Genomic DNA, 24775 nt, shown 5'->3' with positions numbered 1-24775 from the left:
TATGCTAGTTAATAATGATGTACGCGTAGCTATAAGAGCAGATGGCAATAGTAGAATTGGACTAGGTCATATCACAAGAACAATAGCATTAGGAGACAAATTAATTCAAAAGAACTGTAAAATAATCTATATAACAAGAGATGTAAGAGAAGTCTTAGATATATTAAAGGATGATAATTATAAGGTTGTTGGTATTGATTCTAGGTTAGAAATTTCAGAAGAAGTAAACCAAATTAACTCGATAATTGATAAAGAAAAGATTGATATTTTCATAGGAGATTCCTTTAATATTGATGGAGAATATATTAAAGGATTGAAGCAGATAAGTAAATTTGTTGTTATATTAGATAACTTAAGAAACATGAATATAAAAGCAGATTTAATTATTAATGGGAGTATCTATGCAGACTCTTTAGTAGAAGATTTAGAAAAGTATAATCAAAGAGCATTACTAGGCACTAAGTATTTAATATTAAGAGATCAGTTTAAAAATTGTAAAAAAAGAATAGTAAATAAAAGCGTAAAAAATATTTTAATAACAATGGGTGGGGCTGATCCTCTTAACTTAACTCCCAAAATAGTTAGGTTAATTAACGAAATAGATAAAAACTTAATAGTAAACGTAGTTTTGGGAAGTGCATTTCAAAACATAGAGGTTTTAGAAGAACTTAGTGAGAAAATACCACAAGTATCTTTACACTATAATGTAAATAATATGGCTGAGTTGATGTCTATAAGTGATATTGCTATTTCAGCAGGTGGCATAACCCTTTATGAATTGGCTGCAGTGGGGACCCCCACCATTGTGATAACACAAGCTTATAATCAAATATTACCCACTAATGTATTTAGTGAAAAAGGTATTGTTAAAAACCTAGGTGATGGTAACAAGTTACAAGATGCTACATTTATAGAAGTATTTGAAGAATTATTAAGTAATTATTTTAAGAGAAAAGAAATGTCTCAGTTAGGACAGCGTATTATAGATGGAGAAGGGACCAATAGATGTGCATCTGAAATTATAAAAATTTATAGTTCACTACTCAAATAGATTGTTAACAATAATTATTTGAGAAGATAGGATTAATAGACTTAGTATTTAAATTATATTATAAACATTCTTTTTAAATAAATAAACAGAAGGTGCTATTATGACAAAAAACTTTATACCCTACGGTCAACAATGGATAGATGAGGATGATATTAGGGAAGTAGTTGAGGTGCTACGGTCAAACTATTTAACAACCGGTCCTAAAATAGAAGAGTTCGAAAAAAAATTCGCTACGTATGTTGGAGCAAAGTACGCTGTAGCTTTAGCCAACGGTACAGCGGCATTACATGCTGCTTGTTTTGCTGCTGGAATAGGTGAAGGAGATGAAGTTATTACAACACCTATGACCTTCGCAGCATCAGCCAACTGCATTTTATATCAAGGTGCTACCCCTGTATTCGCAGATATAGACCCTAATACCTACAACATTGATCCCGCAGATATTAGAAGAAAAATTACACAGAAGACAAAGGCGATAATCCCTGTTGATTTTACTGGACAACCTGTATTAATAGATGAGATTATGGCTATTGCCAATGAACACAATTTGATAGTGATTCAAGATGCCGCCCATTCACTAGGAGCAGATTATAAAGGAAGAAAAATTGGATCTATAGCTCATATGACAGAATTTAGTCTGCACCCAGTTAAGCATATAACCACCGGCGAAGGTGGAGTAATTACTACTGATGATAAAAGCCTTTATAATAAGCTTAAATTGTTTAGAACCCATGGAATTACACGAGATAGTGAACTATTACATAATAAAGAGGAAGGCCCTTGGTACTATGAACAGTTGGAGCTGGGGTATAATTATCGAATTACTGATATCCAATGTGCTTTAGGAATAAGCCAACTACGAAAACTAGATGATTTTATTTTAAGAAGAAGAGCTATAATAAAAAGATATAATGAAGCCTTAAATAGACTAGAAGGAGTTGTAATTCCATACCAGGAGCAAAATACAAATTCCAGCTGGCACTTATATATAATAAAACTAGAACTAGAGAAATTAAAAGCAAATAGAAGAGCAATATTTGATGCTTTACGTGCTCAGAATATTGGTGTTAACGTTCATTATATTCCAGTATATTATTTTCCATATTATCAACAAATGGGATATACTAAGGGATTATGTCCAACTGCTGAAAAGTTATATGAGAGCATTATTACTATACCTTTGTTCCCGAAAATGTCAGATACAGATATAGAGTATGTGATAAATGTAGTGTCTAAAGTAATAAACTATTACTTAAAATAAAAGAAACCAGGTTACAGTTATTTGCTAAATCAACTGCTTCTTCACCTCAAAGGGAGATTCAATATATTTTATTTCCACAACGGTAATGTGAAAGTCTATTTCACTTAATGACAACAACTCAACATATAAATTTCCTGTGTTTAATAACTTTTGAAGATAGTTTTGACTGACTCTTACCAAGATAACCTTGTAAAACAAATTCACTTCATCTATTCTTGTAACTAGAGAGATGCTTTTATTAATAATTATCTTGTTATTAATACAATCAAAAGTTGTACGGTTGTGGGACTCCATTAATAGTGATAAAATCTCGTATAGTAATACTCCTAAAAATGCAATCAGTAATGCTATGGCTATATAGGAAAGGTTCAATAATGCAAAATCTGTTAAAGATAGCTTGGTTGCTAATGGACTCACTAGAGAGTCTCTAAAACCCATATTATACCTATGAAAAATATTATTCTTTATTCTTATAAAAAAAGAATAAGTAATTATAGTTATTAAAAGCTTAAAAAGTAAAAACAATAAACTGCCTATAATGCCTTTGAAACTAGACTGAATGCAAATAATTTTCTCATCCATTTCAACACCTGCTTTCCTTTAACATAAATATATAAACTGAGCTTTAAAAATATGCCTGTATTACCAGTTAAGAAGGACAAACTTAGAGTATAATTATGTATTTTATATTTGCTATTTAAAGTATAATTATTTTTGTATACCCCCAAAAAACATAATTAGCACGTATTATATAAAAAGCTATATCCACATTAATTACCATAAATTACATAAAATTACTGGGTAAACCGATAAACTGTAGGAGAGGGGTGTAAACTCTATGAAATTAGTAAACTGCTCCATATGTGGAGAACTTTTCAGAAGCAGAGATGGAGAGATTTGTGACAACTGCTCTACAGAAAAAGAAGATAGTCCCTATAAAAAAGTTAGAGACTATATAAGCTCTCACCACAGAGTGAGCTTAGTAGAAGTTACTCAAGCTACAGGTGTAGATGGAAGAATAGTATTAAAATATATAAGGGACAACAAGGTATCCCTAGTAAAAGGTGAATTAGATTAATTTCATCCAACAAATAAAGTTAATAATTAAAAAGACAATAAGAGATTAATAGACTATTAAGCAGTCTATTATTTTTTTGTTCTAAATTTTAGAATTATATGAATAAAATCCTTTGTCAAATAAATAGATTTGTATTATAATAATATTATTATTATTACATGGACAAATGTACATATAGTATGTACAAAAAAAATTTCCCGTATATTAATTTTAACCCATATAATATATTTTTTACATAATATTACCACAAGGTTTCAAATTTAAATACATTCAACAACAGTCTTCTATCGAGGCTGTTTTTAATAGTAAGCACCACACATAAATGGTAGTGTTATATTCCCCTTTACTTTTAGGGAATATATAGATGAATGTAGCATATAAAAGGGAGGAGAAAGAATGAAAAAGAGTATATGTTTCTTAATAGTACTTGTTATGATGTTTGCATTATTGGCAGGCTGTAGCGAAAAAGCACCTACTGGCGGTGGAGCCACTACTGATGATGATGTTATCAAAATTGGTGTATTTGAGCCCATTACAGGAGCCAATGCTGCTGGGGGAGCCTTGGAGGTTGAAGGTGCTCAATTGGCAAACAAGCTATATCCAGAAGTATTAGGAAAAAAGGTTGAATTAGTTATTGCAGATAACAAGTCAGATGTAGTTGAAGCAGCCAGTGCAGCAGCTAGACTTGTTGAACGAGATAAGGTTGTTGCTATAATAGGTAGCTGGGGGAGCTCATATTCAATGGCAGCAGGTGACATCGTTAGAAATCAGAAGGTACCTGCAGTTGCTGCATCCGCCACCAATCCACTTGTTACACTAGATAACGATTTTTACTTTAGAGTTTGTTTCCTTGATCCTTTCCAAGGAACCGTTATGGCAAATTATGCTTATAACAACCTTGGTGCAAGAAAAGTAGCCATCATCCGTGAGGTTAACAATGATTACGCAGTTGGATTGGCGAAATTCTTTGAAGATGCATTTGTTGAATTAACAGGTGATGCTAATGCTATCTTGGAGGTAACAAATTATAATACTGGTGACCAAGACTTTTCATCACAGTTATTAAATATAAGTCAAAAAAATCCAGATGTTATATTTGCACCAGGAAACTTTACAGAGTCTGCATTAATTATTAAGCAAGCAAAGCAATTAGGTATAGATATTCCATTTATCGGTGGAGACACATGGGAAACTCCTGAGTTTATTGATATTGGACAGCAGGATGTTGAAGGGGCAGTATTCTCTACATTCTTTACATCAGAAGTACCAATTACCAGTGAATCAGAAATATTCTTAAAGGAATATAGAGCGCAATATGGTAAAGAACCTGCAGCAGTAACAGCTCTTGGCTATGATGCTTACCTTGTTATACTTGATGCAATTGAAAGAGCAGGATCAACAGATCCAGAAAAAATAAGAGATGAAATTGCTAAAACTAAAAATTTCCCAGGAGCAGCAGGAATCATAACATTAGACGAAAATGGTGATGCAGTAAAGAGTGCAGTTATAAAAGTAGTTAGAAATGGTGAATTTGTATATCTTGACACAATTGAACCAATAGAATAACACAAAAAATGGTATGCTTCCTTCTGTTATGGAAGGAAGCATACTATGATTTACAATATCTATGAGGTGGTGGAATGTCTATGAGTTTTAGCTTGTTTATGCAGCACCTTACCAATGGTATTTCACTGGGCAGTCTCTATGCCCTGATTGCAATCGGTTATACAATGGTGTATGGAATTTTACGATTAATAAATTTTGCCCATGGTGAAATATTTATGATGTCGTTATATTTTGCCTTCTATGGAGTAGCAATCTTTGCTATGCCTTGGTATGTTTCATTTATAGTAACAGTTATCATTACCTGTATGCTGGGCATGCTTGTAGAGAGAGCTGCTTATAAGACCTTAAGGGATTCACCTAGAATAACAGTTATGGTTTCCGCTATAGGAGCTTCTTTTTTTCTGCAAAATCTAGCTGTTGTTTTATTTGGTGGAAGACCAAAGGCCTTTCCAACAGTTCAAATATTTACTGATGTAATTAAAATTGGTACAGTTTCACTACAACGGTTAACACTTATAATACCAGTTGCAACAATTATGTTATTGTATTCATTATTATACCTTGTTAACAAAACAAAAACAGGAATGGCTATGAGGGCTGTGTCAAAGGATCATGAAACAGCAAGACTAATGGGGGTAGACGTAAACAGAACAATTACAATTACTTTTGGCATTGGTTCTATTTTAGCAGCCTTTGGTGGTATTATGTGGGGAATGAAATTCCCACAAATTCAACCCTTTATGGGTGTAATGCCAGGCTTAAAATGCTTTATTGCAGCAGTAATTGGTGGTGTAGGCAATATTTATGGTGCAGTAATTGGTGGATTTATTTTGGGAATTGGTGAAATTATGCTGGTGGCAATGCTACCTCAGTTAACCGGCTACAGAGATGCCTTTGCCTTTGTTTTGCTGATTGTAATACTGTTATTGAAGCCTACAGGAATTATGGGTGAAAAAATATCGGAGAAGGTGTAGACTATGAAAAAAAGAGACATTATATTAACTATCATATCTATTAGTGTATTAATTTTATTTCTTATGTTTGCTAATTCACGGTTTGATTCCTATCAAATTAGGATCTTAAACCTATGCGCTATATATACCATATTAGGTCTTAGTATGAACTTAATAAATGGTTTCACAGGTTTGTTTTCCCTAGGACATGCAGGATTCATGGCTATTGGTGCCTATGTAACAGCCCTACTTACCATGCCAGCGGCAGTAAAAAATCAAAATTTCTTTCTTCAGCCTATTGTACCATGGTTGGAAAATGTAACAGTTCCCTTTCTGCCGGCTTTACTGATTGGAGGAATTATGGCTGCTATACTGGCTTTTATAATTGGTGCACCTGTATTGAGGTTAAGGGGAGATTATCTTGCAATAGCTACACTAGGCTTTTCGGAAATTATACGTATTGTATTTACAAATACACAAAATATTACAAATGGAGCCCTTGGTTTAAAATCAATACCAAATACTACAAACCTTTGGTGGAGCTTTGGGTTAGCTGCTTTGACTATTATTTTTATGCTGTCTCTTATAAATAGTAGCTATGGCAAAGCATTAAAGGCCATAAGAGAAGATGAAATAGCTGCTGAAAGCATGGGGATTGGTCTTTTTAGACATAAAATGCTTGCCTTTGTTATTGGAGCCTTTTTTGCAGGAGTAGGAGGGGGCCTTTTAGGAAATCTACTTGGTGCTATTAATCCTGTAATGTTTAGATTTATACTTACCTTTAATGTATTACTGATAATTGTACTGGGTGGCATGGGCAGTATTACTGGTACAGTAATTTCAGCTTTTGTTGTCACCAGTGGTCTGGAATACCTAAGAGTTCTTGATGAATCCATTAATTTAGGTTTTGTCCGCTTGCCTGGTATACCTGGGCTTAGGATGGTGGTTTTTTCTAGTCTTTTAATGATTGTTGTTATCTTCTTTAGAAATGGATTAATGGGAACAAATGAGTTTAGCTGGGATGGACTCTTTGCTTTGCTTAGAAAAAGACCCTCTTTCCTTAAGCGGGAGGTGGGACGCTAATGGAATTATTGAATACTAGCAACATAACTATGAAATTTGGTGGCCTAACTGCTGTTAAGGAATTAAATCTTGAGATTAATAAAGGCGAAATTGTTGCATTAATAGGACCAAATGGTGCAGGTAAGACTACTGCATTTAATATGATTACTGGTGTATATGCTCCTACATCCGGTAGAATATTTTTGGGCGAGAGTGATATAACTGGAGCTAAGCCCCATTTAATTACTAAAAAAGGACTTGCTAGAACCTTTCAAAATATTAGGCTATTTAAAGAGCTAAGTGTTTTAGATAATGTTTTTATTGCTAACCATCTTCATTTGAAGTCGAATATTTTCGAGGCTGTATTGCATTTGCCAAGATATAAAAAAGAAAAGAAAAGTATTCTGGAAAAATCCTTGTTTTTGCTAGAGAAGCTTGATTTACTTTCATTTAAAGAAGACAAGGCAAAAAATCTACCCTATGGTATGCAGCGGCGTTTAGAAATAGCAAGAGCACTTGCAACTAATCCTCAAATATTACTATTGGATGAGCCTGCCGCAGGAATGAATCCACGTGAAACAGATAACCTAACAAGCTTTATTAAAGACATTAGAGATGAATTTGAACTAACAATTTTCTTGATTGAACATCATATGTCTGTGGTTATGGGTATTTCTGATCGTATCTACGTACTTGACCATGGAGTTACTATTGCTGTGGGTAATCCTTATGAGATTCAAAATGACCAACGTGTTATTGAAGCCTATCTGGGGGTGAGTGAGGATGCTTAAAATAGAGAATCTTTGTGTTGCTTATGGCTATGTCGAGGCTTTGAAGGGAATCACTCTTAATGTTGAGGAAGGTAAAATTGTTACACTAATAGGGGCAAATGGTGCAGGTAAAAGCACTACCTTAAAGGCTATTGTTGGATTAGCCAAAGCTAAAAGCGGTAGTATCACTTACCAAGGAAAGAACCTGCTTCAAGAGGAAACTAAAAACATGGTTAGGAATGGTATTACTTTAGTGCCAGAGGGTAGAAGGGTATTTTCTAACTTATCTGTTTTAGAGAACCTGAAAATAGGTGCTTTTTATCGAAAGGATACTAAAAAAATAGAAGAAGATCTAGAGTGGATTTATGAATTATTCCCAAAGTTAAAGGAAAGAACGTGGCAACAGGCAGGAACCTTATCAGGAGGAGAACAGCAAATGCTTGCTGTAGGAAGAGCCCTTATGTCTAGACCTAAGCTGCTTATGATGGATGAACCATCTTTAGGCTTGGCACCTTTAATAGTTAAGGAAATCTTTAATATAATAAAAGAAATTCACAAACAAGGGGTTACAATACTCCTAATTGAACAGAACGCCAATGCAGCGCTAAAAATTGCAGATGAGGCATATGTTCTTGAAACAGGAACCATTACCATAAAGGGAACTGGAAGTGAATTGTTGAAGGATGATGAAATCAAAAAGGCATACTTAGGCGAAAGTCATGGGTAGGTAGCAAAAAAAGCACCCTTTGGGCGCTTAAATAAAATCTAGTCACTAGGAAGGGCTTCCAATAGGGATATTAATCGTTGAATTAATTCCTCAGGAAGCTTTTCTGCTCTATTGGTTAATTGCTTTATTAAGCTTTTTTTTCTAGCTTCATAGGTAACGTCATTATCTTTTACCAATTTTTTTAGTTCAGTAGGAAAATAGTCTCGGCCCAAAAGATAATCGGTTGACACCTCAAAAAAATCAGCAATTGTAATAAGTAGGTTTTCATCCTTTGGGAATCTTGTACCTTGCTCGTAATTACTAATAGCTTGTCTACTAATATTAAGAATTAGTGCTAAATCCTCTTGTCGTAAACCTTTTCTTTCTCTCAATATTTTAAGTCTAGCTGAAAAATTCATAAATAATACCTTCGCTTCCTATTGAAGTACTTGCATTAATGGTAGCACAATTCATATCCCACAAAAATATTTAACACAAAAAGTGTCATTTGTGTTGATTGGACACGAATAGTAGCGTATAATGGTAATATATAGAAAAACAGGGGTGGGATGGGAGAATATGATAACTTATGACAGCTTTAAACAGGTGGTGTTGGAGGATATTAGTAAAACGTATCAAATAAATTTTCAACTGAGTCATCGTGAATGGATAGATGCAGTGGAACAAGTTCAACGTGATTTATTGTACAATAGGCTTTATTTTCAGAAGGAAGTAACCTATGACGATTTTGTAAATCGTCTATATATCTTCTTATCAATGAAGCTTAGAAATCATGCTGATATGTAAAGGTAATATTTTTATTTGCCAAGCAGTTGTAAAAGAGCTCATTAGAGCTCTTTTTTTTCATACTTTTTAATTCTATATAATTGTACTTCTGATATAGTCTGAGATTAGTTGGTCATATGCACTCATTAGTCTATAAATTACAGGGTTTTCACTTGATTTAAATGGTTTATCATCAATAGAAGAAATAGGTAATATTTTAGGTGATGTACCTGTAATAAATAACCCATCAATTTCATCTAAAAAAGAAACTGGGATAGGGCACTCCAAAACTGGAACATCAATTTTATTACATAAATAAATAATACGACTTCGAGTAATGCCTTCTAAAACATCCTTTGAGGGTGCAGTATAGAGTGAATTATTTTTTACCAAAAAAATATTTGACCTACTTCCTTCAGTAATTTCACCTGAAGTATTCACTAGAATAGCTTCATATACTTTCTTTTCAGCAATTGCATTATTTAGCAACTCTCTTTGCTGATGCATTATTACCTTTGCATTAGGGTTAGTACGTTCAGTAGAAAATAATATTGTTTTAACACCTTCCCTATAGTGAATCTCACTAGGATAATTACTTGGAATAAAGAACAAAATAACATTTGGTATCTTAGTATGCAATTCATTAACAACTATCTTAATGTTATGATTTATTACACTATTTATCTGTGTAAGCTTAAGTATTTGAGCTATCAACTTATTTACCTGAGGTTCATAAGAAGCGTTTAAAAGCATAATGGATTTTTTTAATCGATCTAAATGCTCTTCGAGAAAAAGTGGAGTACCATCCATAATACGTACCACCTCGTACACAGAGTTGGCTTTTTTTATAATATCAGTATTAAAATCTTCAACAGTAAAAATCTCGTCATTATATATATAATATTTAAGATCAACATCCTTGGTTTTATTAATCATTGATACTCACCTCCATAAAAGATAACTTTATTTTAACATTAATTATATTAAATTATAAATAGTTTTTGTTGCACACCCCCCTAGTAGGGGGTATAATAAAGTAAGTAAATAATAATTGAGAGGATGAAGATATATGACAAATGTAGTGTTATATGGAGCTGTAGGAATAATTTTACTTATTTCTTTCTATAAAGATAAGAGTAAAACTAAAATGGCTCTTAAAAAAGCATGGAAGGCCTTTGAAAATATTCTGCCGCAATTTTTAGGCGTTATAGTTATAGTGGGAGTCATGTTATCTCTTATTGATCCAGAGACAATCGGTATTCTTGTAGGTAATCAGTCTGGGTGGGTTGGTGTAATTCTATCATCTGTTATCGGTGCCATTACACTAATACCAGGATTCGTTGCTTTTCCATTGGCAGCTTTACTGCTTCAAAATGGTGCGGGAGTAATGCAAATAGCGGCCTTTGTTTCGTCTTTAATGATGGTAGGGGTAGTAACAATTCCTGTTGAAATCAAGTACTTTGGAAAAAAATTGACTCTACTAAGAAATACCTTGGCATTTATTTTTTCATTTATAGTAGCATTAATCATTGGAAGGGTGGTACAGTAAAAATGAAAAAACTCTTCAGAAGATATATATTTTTCATGATAGCCTTGTTAATTTTAGCTATTTTAACATTTATTAATCTAGAACTAGGAAAAAAAGCTGTTGGCATTGTGGGCTTCAGCTTTAGGGAAATGGTAATGGTTATTCCACCTATATTTATTCTATTAGGGTTACTGGATGTATGGGTTCCAAGGGAAACGATGGTTAAATTCATGGGTGAAAAGTCAGGTTTAAAGGGTATTTTACTTTCCTTTTTTATAGGCTCAGCAGCAGCAGGCCCACTTTATGGGGCATTTCCAATAGCTGGAGTCTTTATGAAGAAAGGAGTTAAATTTAGTAATGTTCTCATTTTCATTGGTGCATGGTCAACAACTAAAATCCCAATGTTTTTATTTGAAATAACAGCATTAGGAAAGGAATTTGCCATTACAAGATTATTAATAAATATACCAAGTATTGTTTTTATTTCATATATTCTAGATAAGCTTGTAAAACCGTCTGAAAAAGAAGTGCTTTATGAAAAAATGTACTCCATTTAATTAATATTGTTATACTAATTAAAGCGCTAAAATCCATATATTGTTTAAATCAGCATAACTCAAACTAAATTTGGAAACTATGAAATGTTTAATCTTATGGATAAAAGATTAAACATTTCTTTTAAATTTACCGATAAACATAATAGATAAAAATATCATGAGGAGGGAGCCAACCATGAAGATTGAGGGAATACAAAGTGGAGTAAGCTATCCACTTAGTAAAGGTATCGGGCAAGGAAGCCGTGAGATAACTAAATCATTTGAAATGAAAGGGCTTGGAGATGAGGTAATAAAGAAAGAAAGAAAGTATAATGAAGAGCAGCTTAATAAAGCTATTGAGAAAGCTAATAAGAGCTTTCAACCCTTTGACCGTAAGTTTGAGAGAACGATTCATGAAAAAACTGGAGCAGTAATGGTTAAGGTAATTGATAGCTCCAATGACGAGGTTATTAGGGAGCTACCACCAGAAAAAATATTGGACATGGTTGCTCATATGCTGGAGGTTGCTGGTATTCTCCTAGACAAAAGAGGCTAAATAATGTAATTTGAAAGAGGTGATTTGATGAGAATCGGAGGTATTGCATCTGGTATAGATACAGAACAGATGATTAAACAGTTAATGAATGCTGAACGGATGCGAGTCAACAGATTTCTTCGTCAAGAGCAGACATTAAAATGGCGAATGGAATCCTACAATAATGTAAATAAAAGCATGGCTAATTTTATATTGAATACAAGGAAAGAGTTTGGTCTTAATGATATTTCAACAAATGGAACAATACGAAGTGGGGCTACCAATAGCTTTACTTGGGTAAAACAGGCTAATTCAACCAATAACGCTGTTGTTTCTGCAACAGCCAGGGCTGATGCTATGAATGGAAGCTACACTGTAAAGGTAGAACAATTAGCTGATGTTGCAAGGCTAACCAGTGAAGGTAGCTTAAAGGGAACTGTACTTGACGACGACTTAAAATTTATAAATGGTGGTAGTTTTAAAATTTCTACCCATACAGGTGAAGAGGTAATAATTGATGTTAATCCAGTTGATGGAGAACCAAAGAATATTCATAACTTTGTAAAGCAAATTAATGATGCTGGAGGAGCACTAGGGATTCGTGCTGCCTACGATAAGGATCTAGATCAATTACTGATTGTTTCTAGAGCAACGGGAGAGAAAAGTCATATAAAGATAACTGAAATAGACGGTGCGTCACAAGGCTATGAAGATCCAAATGAACCAGGAGAATTTATTACCTTAGCATCAGCTATTTTCGGTGCAGTAAATATTAATGAAACTGATACAGGAGATGTAAAACATCAAGGTGTACAATCAAGAATATTATATAATGGAGAGACAATTGAAAAAGATACCAATAACTTCACAATATATGGTGTGGACTTTAATTTAAAAGCCACTAGCCCAGAAGAAATTAAGATTAATGTCCATACTAATGTTGATGGAATCTATGATAAAATTAAGTCCTTTGTAGACAGTTATAATGCCCTTATTGATGAAATGAATGGAAAAGTAAACGAAAAACATTATAGAGATTATGCTCCACTAACACAGGAAGAAAAGGACTCTATGTCAGATAAGGAAATAGAGCTGTGGGAAGAGAAGGCTAGAAGTGGGCTTTTAAGGAATGATGAGGTCATTAATAGAACTCTACAATCCATTAGAAGTAATTTGTATGAAAAAGTTGAGGGTGTTACCGGTAGCTTTGAACGTATAACAGACTTAGGAATTACAACTGGTTTTTATAAAGACGGTGGAAAACTAGTTATAGATGAAAATAAGTTAAGAGCTGCTATAAATACCGATCCGGATGGAGTTCTCGATATGTTCTTTAAGGCTCCAGAGACATCTTCTACTGGTAAAGATCGTATGGAGCAATCTGGCATATTACAAAGAGCCTATGATGGGCTGGTTACTGGAATGAAGGAAATTATACGACATTCTGGTACTGGCGAGGATGCTGGGGTCTATAGAAGTATACAGTCAAATATGCTAATAGATTTTGTTTCAAAGCATAGTAGTATTAGTGTTATTGATAGAGACTTAAATCAATTAAACCTTAGAATAGCCAACGAGGAGCGGTTGCTGGCTAGACGTGAAGACAGCTACTGGAAGCAATTTACCGCAATGGAAAAAGCAATGGCATCAATGCAGCAACAAAGCATGTGGTTAATGTCTCAAATGGGTATTGGGGCATAGGGTCTATAACACAAGGAGGAAATAGTCATGGCAATGAATAATCCATATAATCAATATAAAGAGAATAGTATAAAAACTGCAAGCCCTCAAGAACTGACACTAATGCTCTATAATGGTGCTATAAAATTTATAAATCAGAGCAAGATATTTATTGAAGAGAAAAATGTATCTTCTGCCAACGAAGCATTAAAAAGAGCTCAGGATATAATAGAAGAATTAAATAATACTCTAGATATGAAATATGATATTTCTGACAGATTAAGAACCATTTATACTTATATATTAGAAAGGCTTCGGGAAGCAAATATCAAAAAGGATATTACACCATTAAATGAGGCGATGGAAATGGTAACAGAGCTTAGAGATACCTGGAAGGAAGCTATGAAATTAGCAAAAAATGGGAATAGGTGATTATATGAGATCTGAAGAACTTGTGTTGGAGCTCCAAGGTATATGCAATGAAAAGCTAAATATTATGCAACAGATGCTGGCATTAACAAAAGCACAAAATGAATCACTGTTGGATATTCAAGATGAAAAAATTGATTGTCTTAATCAAATAATTGAGGAAAAGCAAAGCTTAATTGAAATTGTCAATCAATTAGACCACGATTTTTTAAGAAGCCTAGATGTACTTAAAAAGCTATTAAATATTGATTCATTAGAGGAGTGCAGCCGAGAACCTGTTAAAGGCTTTAAAGAATTAAAAGGTATAGTTGAAGAAATAGTGGGTATTAGTGAAGAAATGAGACAGCTAGATAAGGAAAATATGCAAAGAGCAACTTCAAATATGGATGAGCTAAAAAAACAACTAAAAAGCATAAAAGTAGGACAAAAAGTCACTAATAGCTATAATAGAAAATATGTGGAAACACCCTCTATTCTTATTGATAAGAAGAGGTAAATAGGATATAATACAAGAGTACTATTGAAGGTCTGTGGTTGTAAGTCCATGCCAGTCGCAGGCAAAAGGACCCACGTAAGATAGTTAAAAGAACTATTGATCATGGTGCGGCTTAGAGGTAAGTCCTGCCGGTAAACCGAGAGGGGTAGTAGTGAAAGTAACCCTGAGCGAACCCTCCAGCAGGCGAGTGTGGGGTAAAAAACCAGGTCAGCTTCATGTACATTTTTTAAAAGCTTTTGACATTGTCAAGGGCTTTTTTATATAATAAGAAAGTTCTACTTTGTTATTATATAAAAAAGGTTGAGTAATTGCTACTCAGCCTTTAACTTTATTGATATTAACTTAATGTATTTTTTGATTTATTATATGCATCTGACAATTGCTCGCTAGGTGCATCATAAGGTTTTTCCCACCCTTTTTTGATAGCCAGCTCTGAAACAGAAGTATGTCCTACTAGTACTTGATTCAAGCTTGATGAATACATTGCTTTTAGCTCTGGAGTTGGAGCAGCCATACTGGCATTCAGATATGCTTGAGCACTAGTAGCAGCACTGGCCATCATACTATTAGCAATTACCTCATCATTTATATCTATATTATCTTTAACTCTATTAGCAAAGAAAGAAGTCATACTATCGCACCTCCCCTGTTGATGTAATGTGATTTTCATTAATGAATTGTTGAATTCCTTTTATTCTACCCTCTGCTGCTAAAACACCTGATTCAGCTTGTTTTTTCAAATCTTCATCTGTTATTAGAGCCTGCATAGCTTTTGAAACTGCCAAACCATCCTTCTCCATTTTTAATAAGCCTGTTAATGATAATAGTTCACCTTCTGTAAGCTTTCTCATTTTTTACCTCCAATAAAATATTTAGTGTCAAAGATAGTTTGTGAGTTATCGTGTAAGTTATTCGCGAAAATAGTATAAGGAAAATAATACAATAATTACACTTTCTAGTAATGAGCTTTATCAAGTTTATGATATAATAAATAAAACTTGTTTAGGAGGGATTAGCAAATGAATTATAAGATGCTACATACTTGCATTAGAGTAATGGATTTAGAGAAATCTTTAAAATTCTATAAAGAAGCGTTAGGGTTTGTAGAAACAAGAAGAAAGGACTTTCCGGAGCATGAATTTACTTTAGTATTTTTAAGTGACCAAGCACGCCAGTATGAATTGGAGTTAACTTACAATTACAACCCAAACAAGCCCTATGAAATAGGAAATGGATTTAGCCATGTGGCAGTTTCAGTAGATGATTTAGAAGAATCTCAAAGAAGGCATGAAGGAATGGGCTATAAGGTTACAAAACTAATTGGACTTCCAGGTAGTCCGCCAAGATATTATTTTGTAACAGATCCAGACGGATACGATATTGAAGTTATAAGAGCAAATTAGAAAAAGTAAAGACTGCCCTTTAATCAGCAAAAAATTGACAATATTATTATTTGTTAGTAAAACCATAACATAAATACATTAAAACAGGAAGAAGGCTTAAAGTGTAATGATTATTGCTAATGTCTAATAGTGTCGTAATAGAAAAATTTTAGGCATTATTCAACTAATAATGTTTATCATTTTCATTGGAGGGGTATTTATAATAAATAATGAGGTTGTCCATATTTATTAACAAAATATACACAACTCTTGTCCTTGTAAAATTAGTTATCAACAAACTTATCAACATTATCCACAACTAAACAACTAACATATGCACAAGGAATTATATTATCCACAGATTTGCAAATGATAACAAATACCAGAATAGTATCATATAAATACAATTTATTCTATTCATATGCCATTAAACTTAGGATTTGAATTTTAAGTTTTTATCATGGTAACTATAGAAAATGAATATACTAATTAAAAGCTAAAAAAGTGAAACTAAGCAATAATATAAGATCAGGTTTTCCATAGTCTGCTGAAGATTTAAAAAATTAAATAAGAGTATAGAAATAAAAAAAAAAATGTACATGCCTGTTTGATATTTATAAAATAGGGTAAACATAGAGATAACACATTATACAATTGAATAAAAAAGCATCAGTTGAAGACATATCTTTTAGGCCGCTGATGCGGCTTAAATTATATAGAAGTGAAAGGAGCTGGGACTATGAAGGTCATAGTAAGCGGAAGAAATGTAGAAGTGACAGATGCTCTAAGGAATTCAGTTGAAGCTAAAATTTCTAAGCTCGAGAAGTATTTTAATCGGGATGCGGAGGCACAAGCAACCTTATCTGTTGAAAAACAGAGACAAATTATTGAAGTAACTATACCAATTGATGGATCCCTTTTAAGAGCTGAGGAAGCTACCGATGACATGTATACTTCAATTGATAAGGTAGTAGATAAGCTGTCTCGACAACTTAGAAAGCATAAAACTAAACTGGAGAATCGTAATATTAAATTTGAAACAATTCGTTTTGAAAACATACCAGCACTAAAGGAAGATGAAGGTTTTATTGAACCCAAAATCGTAAAAACAAAGCGCTTCGCAATCAAGCCCATGAGTTCAGAAGAAGCAGTTCTGCAAATGGAGCTAATAGGCCATAATTTCTTTGTTTATGCCAATTCAGATACTGATGAGGTTAATGTGGTTTATAAAAGAAAGGATGGAAACTATGGCTTAATAGAGCCAGAGTTTGAATAGATAGATACATAAAGACGGCAGAGATGCCGTCTTTCATATTGAATAGATTTAATTATTTAACAATTTCGATTTTTAAAGATTTAAAAAATAAGAAGGAAAATGCAAAAAAAAATAGAAATATTAAATGAATTAAAATTACTTTCAAAATCTGAGGGGTAGTGTGATTTTGTATGATACTTGAAGCTTTAATTTTAGGAATGATAGCTGGGAAACTTAGAGGTGGTCAATTTAAGCGTCTAGGATTTTTATCTCTTAGATTTCCTTTTATGGTGCTGTTATCTTTTATAATACTGCTGGTTACTTCTATTATGATATCAGTCGGTAATCCAATTGTAATAGAACATAGAATGAAATTGTATATATTGGCATATTGTCTATTATTCATAGTATTATTTTTTAATCTACATAATAAATCAATATGGTTTATTTTAGTTGGAGCTATTGCAAATTTTGCCGCAATTGTTCTGAATCAAGGTAGTGTACCTATCAGTATCGAAGCACTTGAGACCTTGGATTTTCAGAATATGCTTACATCTATTAACACAGGCTTGTTGCCTAACTATATTCCTTTGAGCGAAGCATATCCTTTAACAAACTACTTAGGCAAAAGATATATAATCCCCTTTGCTTATCCTATTAAACAAATTTTCAGTATTGGAGATGCATTGATATCAATTGGATTGTGTTTTTATATACAAGGAGTAATGAACTCAAGAATATATCGAAAGGCCTCTGGTGTTATAAAGTTTGATAACTACGGGAAAATAAGAGGATAAAAAGAGCTAGAAAGTTAAGAGTTAAGAGTGAAGAGCAAATATACTTTTAAATTACATTTAAAAAATAAAAGTTGAGATGAAACTTCTCAGCTTTTTTTACGTATATATGTTAAGGGTATGTCAATTGTGTTAGACTAAAAATAATGATAAAATGGTAAAATAAGCTTACAACAATATAGGATAGAGGTGGTTGCAGTGAAAAATGTATTTGAGAAGCTGTTCGGTACCCATAGTGAGAGGGAATTAAAAAAACATAAAAAGACAGTAGAACAGATTGAGGCATTAGCTCCGCAATTTGAAAAATTAACCGACAGTGAGTTAAAGGATAAAACTAGACAATTTAAAGAAAGATTAAAGTCAAATGAAACCCTTGATGATATACTGCCAGAAGCATTTGCAACAGTAAGGGAAGCAGCTTGGCGTGTGTTGGGAATTAAACATTATCCTGTACAAATTTATGGTGGAATTATATTACATCAAGGACGTATAGCAGAGATGAAAACTGGTGAAGGTAAAACCTTAGTGGCTACTTTACCTGTGTACTTAAATGCCCTAGAAGGTAAAGGGGTACATGTTGTAACTGTAAACGATTATCTTGCAAAACGTGACCAAGAATGGATGGGTAAGGTTTATCATTTCTTAGGTTTAACAGTAGGAGTTATAGTCCATGGATTAAGTCCTAAGCAAAGGCATGAGGCGTATTTGGCAGATATAACATATGGTACAAATAATGAGTTTGGCTTTGATTACCTAAGGGACAATATGGTAATATTTCAAAAAGATATGGTTCAAAGAGAGCAAAATTATGCTATAGTTGATGAGGTCGATAGTATTTTGGTTGATGAGGCAAGAACACCTCTTATAATTTCAGGACAAGGTGAAAAATCAACTAAGATGTACTTTGTTGTTGACCAATTTGTGAAAACTCTTAAAAAAGAAGATGATTTTAATATTGATGAAAAGGCAAATACTGTTACATTAACAGAAGAGGGTATTGAGAAGGCAGAAAAATACTTTGGGATAGATAACCTTTCCGATGTAGTAAATATGGAAACATCCCATCATATTAATCAAGCTTTGAAGGCTCAGAACTTAATGAAATTAGATAGAGACTATGTTGTAAAAGATGGGGAAGTTGTTATTGTTGATGAATTTACTGGCCGATTAATGTTCGGTCGAAGATATAGTGATGGACTTCACCAAGCAATCGAGGCTAAAGAGAAGTTAGATATTCAGCGGGAGTCAAAAACCTTAGCCACCATTACCTTCCAAAATTACTTTAGAATGTACAAGAAGCTGGCAGGTATGACAGGTACTGCAAAAACAGAGGAAGAAGAATTTGTTTCCATATATGGAATGGATGTTATTGAAATACCAACAAATAAGCCTGTTATCAGGGAGGATTTCCCCGATAGTATATATAAGTCGGAAAAAGGGAAATTTTTGGCCCTTGTAAATGAAATAGAAGAAAAATACAAAACTAAGCAGCCGGTACTTGTTGGTACAATTTCCATAGAAAAATCTGAAGAATTGTCTCACCTACTAAAGAAAAAAGGAATTCCCCATGAAGTATTAAATGCAAAACAGCATGAGAGAGAGGCAGAAATTGTTGCTCAAGCTGGTAGAAAGGGAGCTATTACAATAGCCACTAATATGGCTGGCCGTGGTACAGATATAATTCTTGGAGGAAATCCTGAGTTTTTAGCAAAACAAGAAATGAAAAAGCGTGGCCTTAGCGATTACATTATTTCTATGGTTACTAGCCATGAAGAAACCAACGATGAAGAATTAATAGCAGCAAAGGAGCTATATCATCAGCTACATAAGACCTATAAGGTTGAAACCGATAGAGAGAATAAGGAAGTAATTGAGGTAGGCGGTCTCCATATAATTGGTACGGAAAGACATGAGTCTCGACGTATTGATAATCAGTTGAGGGGACGTGCTGGTAGGCAAGGAGACAAAGGCTCAACACGTTTCTATATTTCCCTTGAAGATGATTTAATGCGTTTGTTTGGTGGCGAAAAAATGCAGGGGCTTGTTGAAAGACTTGGGTTAAAGGAAGATGAAGCAATAGAGCATGGTATGCTTAGCAAGTCCATCGAGAATGCTCAAAAAAAGGTTGAAGGAAGAAACTTTGGAATACGTAAACATGTTTTACAGTACGATGATGTAATGAATAAGCAAAGAGAAGTTATATACGGTGAAAGAAAAAAAGCTCTATTGGGAGAAGATATGTATCTTCATATATTAAATATGGTTGGGTCAATCATTGATGAAGCGGTTGCCATCTATACAGCAGATGCTCAATACCCAGAGGATTGGGATTTAACTGGATTAGCTGAATATCTTGAAGGAATCTTCCTTAAAAAGGATTCATTGGTTTTTGATAATATTGAAGACTTAACAATTGAAACCTTGAAGGATAAACTAACTAGCTTAGCAAAATCAACATATGAAGCTAAGGAAATTGAAATAACCCCAGATAGAATGAGGGAAATTGAAAGGATTATTTTACTACAGGTAATCGACACTAAATGGATGGATCATATAGATGCTATGGATCAGCTTAGACAAGGAATAGGCTTAAGGGCCATTGGTCAGGAGGATCCTGTTAGGGCATATCAAATGGAAGGCTTTGACATGTTCCAGCAGATGATAAAGAGCATTCAAGAAGATACAGTAAAATATTTATTTAATATAGAAAAGGAATATAATGCTGAAAGAAAACAAGTGGCCACACCAATTGAAGCTACCCATGGAGGTGGAAATAGACCTTCAACTGTTAAAAAAGAAAATGAAGTGGGAAGAAACGAGGTATGCCCTTGCGGTAGCGGTAAAAAGTATAAAAAATGTTGTGGATCATAAAATGAGGTGAATCAATGATAAACTTAGATAATTATAAGCAACAATTATTAAGCATGGTTGATGAAATTAAAGAATTGAGGGCTTCTCTTTGACATTGAACAGGCACAGATTTTAATACAAGATTATGAAGCAAAAATGGCAGAGGAAGCTTTTTGGGATGAACCCCAGAAAGCTCAAGAAACATTAAAGAAAGCAAAGCAATATAAAGATAAGGTAGAAACCTATCAAGAACTAATTAGATCATATGAAGAGATTGAAACAATGATTTCTTTTATTGAAGAAGGAGAAGCTTCCTTTGAAGGAGAGCTCCTTAAAGGAATAAAATCACTAGAAGAAAATATTGAAGAGACTCGTTTGACTACATTGCTTAAGGGTGAATATGATAAAAACAACGCCATTGTTTCTATACATGCAGGTACTGGAGGATTAGATGCTCAAGATTGGGCAAAAATTCTTATGAGGATGTATACTCGATGGGCTGAGCAGCGGAGCTTTAAGGTGAAAATACTAGACCTACTTCAAGATCCTGAGGCAGGAATAAAGAGTGTTTCCTTTATGATAGAAGGTATAAATGCATATGGGTTTCTCAAATCAGAAAAAGGAGTTCATCGTCTTGTACGTATCTCTCCCTTTGATTCTTCCGGGAAGCGACACACCTCCTTTGCCTCAGTGGATATTATGCCAGAGATTGATGAATCTGTAGAGGTGGATATTAAACCTAATGACTTGAAAATTGACACCTATAGAGCAAGTGGTGCTGGTGGGCAACATGTAAATAAGACAGATTCTGCAGTACGTATTACACATTTACCAACTGGGATTGTAGTTCAATGTCAAAATGAAAGATCACAGCATACAAATAAAGACGTTGCAATGACTATGCTAAGGGCTAAACTATTTGAATTGAAGGAACGAGAGCAAAAAGAAAGAATTGAAGATTTACAGGGAGAATACAGTCAAATAGCGTGGGGAAATCAAATAAGGTCATATGTATTTAATCCTTATAATTTAGTTAAGGATCATAGAACAAATATTGAGGTTGGCAATATTCAATCAGTTATGGATGGAGATATTGATACCTTCATAAATGGATATTTAAGAAAAAATTTAGGATTAATCTCCTAAATTTTTTTCATTTTATGTATACTCATAAAGGTTTTTTGTTAATTATGTCGAAATGTTATACTTTAGGAAATTTATTCAAGGAGGCTTCTTATGAAGGGATTAAAAGAAATAAATAAAGAAGGCTATATCAGCACTGGAAAGCAAAAGACCATAAAAAAACAACTGGTATTAGTTACAATGATCATGATACTTATACCAATTATTACCATAACAACATTAAGCTACTATATTGATTCATCTAATATTCTAGAAAATGCAGAAATGAGCAACAATAATATTTCTGAATCCATCGCGTTGCAAGTTGACATTTATATGGATTCATTATCTCAAATGATTAGATTGATGGCAGCTGCCCAAGACTTTACCCAAATGGAAGATCATGAAATCAATTTATTATTTAATAGCTACACCTTTCAAAATCGTGCCTTTAAATCCTTTCGATACATAGCTACAAATGGAGATGTAGTAGTTGATAATGCAAGAAGAGCCACAACTAATGTTTCTAATGAAGAGTGGTTTACTGCTGCAATGGGAGGTCAATTATTTATAACTCCGTCTATAGGAGATAAACAAAGTTCTGATGTTGGATTTATAGTTGCTGTTCCCCTAAGGACTAGCAATGGAAACAGAGCAGGGGTTATGGCTGCTTTAATAGGCTTTGATCAAATCAATGATTTGGTAAAGGATGTACAAATAGGAGAAACAGGTTATGCATATGTTATTGATAATGAAGGCTATGTTGTAGGTCATCGCATTGCTTCAGTGTACACATATGGTAGATATAACGTATTTCAAGGTGATTCAGCGGATGTTATAAAAGCGGCTTCAGGTGAGGTGAACTTTCTTGAAGGAATTAATAACGAAGGAAGAAATGTTTTGATTTCAGCCGCCAGTGTAGGAGACTTAGGATGGAGAGTAATTGTTGAACAAGATAAAAGTGAAATATTAGAAATAACTAAAGCAACCTTAATTAGAAATATAATTGTAGCACTATTCTTTATAGTTATATCTGCCCTAATGATTTATATCTTTGCTAAATTTTTTACAAAGCCCATCACTAGCCTTGTTAGTAGTGCCAATAGAATAAAAAGTGGAGATTTGAGAGAACGTATAAAAGTTGATTCTAACAATGAAGTAGGTCAGCTACAAATGGCATTTAATGAGATGGCATCGTCAATAGCTGATATTATTAATCAAATTATTGGTACAACTTATGAGGTTAGTGGTTCCATATCTGATTTAATGGATAATGCCGAAATGACCTCTAGAGCTGCTACTGAGATTTCTAAGACAATAGAGCATGTTGCTATGGGTACAACAGAACAAATGGATAGTGTAGAAAAATCCACTGGTGCTGTCGTGAAAATGGTGGATGGAGTTAAAAGAGTTACTGAGAGTGCTGCTACTGTAGTGGTATCAGCTGAAAATGCTTCTTTAATGGCTCGTGGAGGAGTGGAAAGCATAGACGAAATAAAGAACACTATGGTTCAAATAACAGCTGTTGCTCAAAATACATTTAATCTTGTTTCAGAGCTAGACAAGCATATAAAGGAAATTGACCGAGCTGGACAATTAATAACTCAAATATCAGATCAGACCAATTTATTAGCTTTAAACGCTGCAATTGAAGCTGCAAGAGCGGGTGAACATGGAAGAGGCTTTACTGTAGTAGCAGAGGAAGTTAGAAAGCTTGCTGAACAGTCCAGAAATGCATCTAAAGAAATCATAAACCTTATTGGAAAAATTCAAATAGAAACAGGTAAAGCGGTTGTGGCTATGGAGGAGGGGATCCAAAGCGTAGAGGTTGGAAATCAAGTAATAAATAAGACAGCCAGTTCATTTACAAGTATATTAGAGGAAACCGATAGTGTTACATCATTAATGAAGGAGCTATCGACAATTATCGGACAAGTTTCAACAGAGGTTATAGAAGTAGAGGGTGCCATTAATGATGTTGCAGGAGTTTCTCAATCGACAGCCGCAGGAGCTGAAGAGGTTCTTGCAAGTGTTCAAGAACAAGATGCATCAATACAGCATATGACAAATTCAACTGTTTCTTTAGGAGAAAAGATAAAGAGCTTAGAAAAGCTAACAACTAAATTTATACTAAAGGATGGGGACAATTTTAAAAAGCATACAGAGCCAATCGAAACTATTTCTGAAGAAGTGAAGGAAGAACCGGCAATGTTAGTTGAAGCTGAAGAAATCAATCAAAGCCAAGAATTTTCAGAAATAGAGGTTGAAAATTCAAAGTATGAAGAGGCTACATCAGCAGAATACCTAGAAATAGATGAAACAAAGGAAGTTGAAATAGTTTTAGAAGAACTAGAAGATAAGGCTATAGGTTTAGAAGAAATTGAAGAAGTTGTGGCGACAGATGAAGCAACGCAAGAAATAGAACAAAGTGAAATTGAAGACTCAGATATTTATGAAGTAAATATTGAAGAGGTAGATATTGAAGGAGCTAAAAGGATTGAAGAAGAAATAGAATTATCCGATGTAGATGAAGAAACAGAAATTCAGGATGATACTGATGAAGATCAAGAAAAAGACTCATAAAAAAGCCCCTTAGGGGCTTTTTGAGGTTGATTACAAACCACCAGATTTTATCTAATCTGGTGGTTAAATTCTTTGTAAATTGATTTAAATGAAATTTTTAATTGTTTCTGCTACTAAACTATCAAAAACCCAAGATTATTCCTGGACTTTTGATAGCTTAGTGGCTATTTTTTTGATATTTTGTGCAGTAGCAGTCATTAAACACTGCATCTGAACTAAATGGAGTCCACGATAGTGGGCATACCTAAGGCCGTGCAATTCCTTTGCGTCAGCAAAGATTCTTTCCACGGTTTCTTTTCTGCGTTTATAGTAACGCTTACCTTTTTCAGTTTTCATAAATCTTCTAGCCTTA

The 24775-nt window shown here is 33.7% G+C and carries 27 protein-coding genes; 21 read left to right on the top strand and 6 right to left on the bottom strand.

Going from position 1 to position 24775, the window contains the following annotated elements:
* Nucleotide 1 precedes the first annotated feature (1 nt).
* Both pseG and pseC read left to right on the top strand, forming a co-directional pair.
* A complete protein-coding gene (gene pseG / locus BLP68_RS13520; RefSeq protein WP_091544608.1) occupies nucleotides 2-1051 on the top strand; it encodes a UDP-2,4-diacetamido-2,4,6-trideoxy-beta-L-altropyranose hydrolase in 1050 nt (349 codons plus the stop codon).
* 100 nt (nucleotides 1052-1151) lie between these two features.
* Entirely contained in the window at nucleotides 1152-2312 is a 1161-nt protein-coding gene (pseC, locus tag BLP68_RS13515; protein ID WP_091544605.1) for a UDP-4-amino-4,6-dideoxy-N-acetyl-beta-L-altrosamine transaminase, read from the top strand.
* A gap of 24 nt (nucleotides 2313-2336) precedes the next feature.
* Here pseC and BLP68_RS13510 read toward each other — a convergent pair whose 3' ends face one another.
* Nucleotides 2337-2894 carry a hypothetical protein gene (locus tag BLP68_RS13510; protein ID WP_091544602.1) on the bottom strand — a complete coding sequence of 186 codons (558 nt, stop codon included), beginning with the start codon at nucleotides 2892-2894 and terminating at the stop codon, nucleotides 2337-2339.
* A gap of 256 nt (nucleotides 2895-3150) precedes the next feature.
* Between BLP68_RS13510 and BLP68_RS13505 the strand changes: the two genes are divergently transcribed.
* The 6 genes from BLP68_RS13505 (at nucleotide 3151) to BLP68_RS13480 (ending at nucleotide 8468) form a co-directional block, all read left to right on the top strand.
* Nucleotides 3151-3390 carry a hypothetical protein gene (locus tag BLP68_RS13505; RefSeq protein ID WP_091544600.1) on the top strand — a complete coding sequence of 80 codons (240 nt, stop codon included), beginning with the start codon at nucleotides 3151-3153 and terminating at the stop codon, nucleotides 3388-3390.
* 396 nt (nucleotides 3391-3786) lie between these two features.
* Nucleotides 3787-4956 carry an ABC transporter substrate-binding protein gene (locus tag BLP68_RS13500; protein ID WP_091544597.1) on the top strand — a complete coding sequence of 390 codons (1170 nt, stop codon included), beginning with the start codon at nucleotides 3787-3789 and terminating at the stop codon, nucleotides 4954-4956.
* Between the two features lie 80 nt (nucleotides 4957-5036).
* Nucleotides 5037-5930, top strand: coding sequence for a branched-chain amino acid ABC transporter permease (locus BLP68_RS13495; RefSeq protein WP_207647924.1), 894 nt, complete (start codon nucleotides 5037-5039; stop codon nucleotides 5928-5930).
* A gap of 3 nt (nucleotides 5931-5933) precedes the next feature.
* Nucleotides 5934-6992, top strand: coding sequence for a branched-chain amino acid ABC transporter permease (locus BLP68_RS13490; protein WP_091544593.1), 1059 nt, complete (start codon nucleotides 5934-5936; stop codon nucleotides 6990-6992).
* Nucleotides 6992-7762, top strand: coding sequence for an ABC transporter ATP-binding protein (locus BLP68_RS13485; protein ID WP_091544591.1), 771 nt, complete (start codon nucleotides 6992-6994; stop codon nucleotides 7760-7762). Before BLP68_RS13490 ends, BLP68_RS13485 begins: the two co-directional genes overlap by 1 nt.
* A complete protein-coding gene (locus BLP68_RS13480; RefSeq protein WP_091544588.1) occupies nucleotides 7755-8468 on the top strand; it encodes an ABC transporter ATP-binding protein in 714 nt (237 codons plus the stop codon). The genes BLP68_RS13485 and BLP68_RS13480 overlap by 8 nt, the downstream gene beginning before the upstream one ends.
* A gap of 38 nt (nucleotides 8469-8506) precedes the next feature.
* Here the strand turns inward: BLP68_RS13480 and BLP68_RS13475 are convergent, their stop codons facing one another.
* Entirely contained in the window at nucleotides 8507-8866 is a 360-nt protein-coding gene (locus tag BLP68_RS13475; RefSeq protein WP_091544585.1) for a helix-turn-helix domain-containing protein, read from the bottom strand.
* A 160-nt stretch (nucleotides 8867-9026) separates the two neighbouring features.
* On the opposite strand from BLP68_RS13475, the gene BLP68_RS13470 reads away from it, so the two are divergent.
* Nucleotides 9027-9254, top strand: coding sequence for a hypothetical protein (locus tag BLP68_RS13470; RefSeq protein ID WP_091544584.1), 228 nt, complete (start codon nucleotides 9027-9029; stop codon nucleotides 9252-9254).
* Between the two features lie 72 nt (nucleotides 9255-9326).
* On the opposite strand, the gene BLP68_RS13465 is transcribed toward BLP68_RS13470, so the two are convergent.
* Entirely contained in the window at nucleotides 9327-10169 is an 843-nt protein-coding gene (locus BLP68_RS13465) for an aminotransferase class IV (RefSeq protein WP_091544581.1), read from the bottom strand.
* Between the two features lie 133 nt (nucleotides 10170-10302).
* Between BLP68_RS13465 and BLP68_RS13460 the strand changes: the two genes are divergently transcribed.
* The 6 genes from BLP68_RS13460 (at nucleotide 10303) to BLP68_RS13435 (ending at nucleotide 14437) form a co-directional block, all read left to right on the top strand.
* Nucleotides 10303-10782, top strand: coding sequence for a permease (locus tag BLP68_RS13460; RefSeq protein ID WP_091544578.1), 480 nt, complete (start codon nucleotides 10303-10305; stop codon nucleotides 10780-10782).
* A gap of 2 nt (nucleotides 10783-10784) precedes the next feature.
* Entirely contained in the window at nucleotides 10785-11318 is a 534-nt protein-coding gene (locus tag BLP68_RS13455) for a permease (protein ID WP_091544576.1), read from the top strand.
* Nucleotides 11319-11493: 175 nt separating this feature from the next.
* A complete protein-coding gene (locus tag BLP68_RS13450; RefSeq protein ID WP_091544573.1) occupies nucleotides 11494-11853 on the top strand; it encodes a flagellar protein FlaG in 360 nt (119 codons plus the stop codon).
* A 27-nt stretch (nucleotides 11854-11880) separates the two neighbouring features.
* Nucleotides 11881-13533 (top strand): flagellar filament capping protein FliD, encoded by a 1653-nt coding sequence (gene fliD, locus BLP68_RS13445; RefSeq protein WP_091544571.1) that lies wholly within the window; start codon nucleotides 11881-11883, stop codon nucleotides 13531-13533.
* A 27-nt stretch (nucleotides 13534-13560) separates the two neighbouring features.
* Nucleotides 13561-13944: a flagellar export chaperone FliS gene (gene fliS, locus BLP68_RS13440; protein ID WP_091544569.1), complete on the top strand. Its 384-nt coding sequence runs from the start codon at nucleotides 13561-13563 to the stop codon at nucleotides 13942-13944.
* A gap of 4 nt (nucleotides 13945-13948) precedes the next feature.
* Nucleotides 13949-14437 carry a flagellar protein FlgN gene (locus BLP68_RS13435; protein ID WP_176759030.1) on the top strand — a complete coding sequence of 163 codons (489 nt, stop codon included), beginning with the start codon at nucleotides 13949-13951 and terminating at the stop codon, nucleotides 14435-14437.
* 337 nt (nucleotides 14438-14774) lie between these two features.
* Here the strand turns inward: BLP68_RS13435 and BLP68_RS13430 are convergent, their stop codons facing one another.
* Together BLP68_RS13430 and BLP68_RS13425 are read right to left on the bottom strand one after the other, a co-directional pair.
* Nucleotides 14775-15068 (bottom strand): spore coat protein, encoded by a 294-nt coding sequence (locus BLP68_RS13430; RefSeq protein ID WP_091544562.1) that lies wholly within the window; start codon nucleotides 15066-15068, stop codon nucleotides 14775-14777.
* Nucleotide 15069: 1 nt separating this feature from the next.
* On the bottom strand, nucleotides 15070-15288 hold the full coding sequence (locus BLP68_RS13425; protein WP_091544561.1) for a hypothetical protein: 219 nt from the start codon (nucleotides 15286-15288) through the stop codon (nucleotides 15070-15072).
* A gap of 168 nt (nucleotides 15289-15456) precedes the next feature.
* Here BLP68_RS13425 and gloA point away from each other — a divergent pair, with 168 nt between their 5' ends.
* The 6 genes from gloA (at nucleotide 15457) to BLP68_RS13395 (ending at nucleotide 24423) form a co-directional block, all read left to right on the top strand.
* Nucleotides 15457-15840 carry a lactoylglutathione lyase gene (gene gloA / locus BLP68_RS13420; protein ID WP_091544557.1) on the top strand — a complete coding sequence of 128 codons (384 nt, stop codon included), beginning with the start codon at nucleotides 15457-15459 and terminating at the stop codon, nucleotides 15838-15840.
* Between the two features lie 718 nt (nucleotides 15841-16558).
* Nucleotides 16559-17095, top strand: a complete 537-nt coding sequence (hpf, locus tag BLP68_RS13415; protein ID WP_091544554.1) for a ribosome hibernation-promoting factor, HPF/YfiA family — start codon at nucleotides 16559-16561, stop codon at nucleotides 17093-17095.
* A 170-nt stretch (nucleotides 17096-17265) separates the two neighbouring features.
* Nucleotides 17266-17871 carry a DUF5317 domain-containing protein gene (locus tag BLP68_RS13410; RefSeq protein ID WP_091544552.1) on the top strand — a complete coding sequence of 202 codons (606 nt, stop codon included), beginning with the start codon at nucleotides 17266-17268 and terminating at the stop codon, nucleotides 17869-17871.
* Between the two features lie 195 nt (nucleotides 17872-18066).
* A complete protein-coding gene (secA, locus tag BLP68_RS13405) occupies nucleotides 18067-20739 on the top strand; it encodes a preprotein translocase subunit SecA (RefSeq protein ID WP_091544550.1) in 2673 nt (890 codons plus the stop codon).
* A 14-nt stretch (nucleotides 20740-20753) separates the two neighbouring features.
* Nucleotides 20754-21864 (top strand): peptide chain release factor 2 gene (gene prfB / locus BLP68_RS13400; protein WP_176759029.1). Its coding sequence is split into 2 segments (ribosomal slippage): nucleotides 20754-20828 and nucleotides 20830-21864, totalling 1110 coding nucleotides; the frame shifts between segments, so codons are not numbered across the junction.
* Between the two features lie 90 nt (nucleotides 21865-21954).
* Nucleotides 21955-24423 carry a methyl-accepting chemotaxis protein gene (locus tag BLP68_RS13395; protein ID WP_091544546.1) on the top strand — a complete coding sequence of 823 codons (2469 nt, stop codon included), beginning with the start codon at nucleotides 21955-21957 and terminating at the stop codon, nucleotides 24421-24423.
* Nucleotides 24424-24558: 135 nt separating this feature from the next.
* On the opposite strand, the gene BLP68_RS13390 is transcribed toward BLP68_RS13395, so the two are convergent.
* On the bottom strand, nucleotides 24559-24775 hold a 217-nt coding region (locus BLP68_RS13390), incomplete at its 5' end, for a transposase (protein ID WP_176759028.1).

The sequence above is a fragment of the Alkaliphilus peptidifermentans DSM 18978 genome (assembly GCF_900101495.1).
Classification (GTDB): domain Bacteria; phylum Bacillota; class Clostridia; order Peptostreptococcales; family Natronincolaceae; genus Alkaliphilus_C; species Alkaliphilus_C peptidifermentans.
Note: the sequence above shows the minus strand (reverse complement) of the source record. Positions and strands in the feature narration are given on the sequence as shown.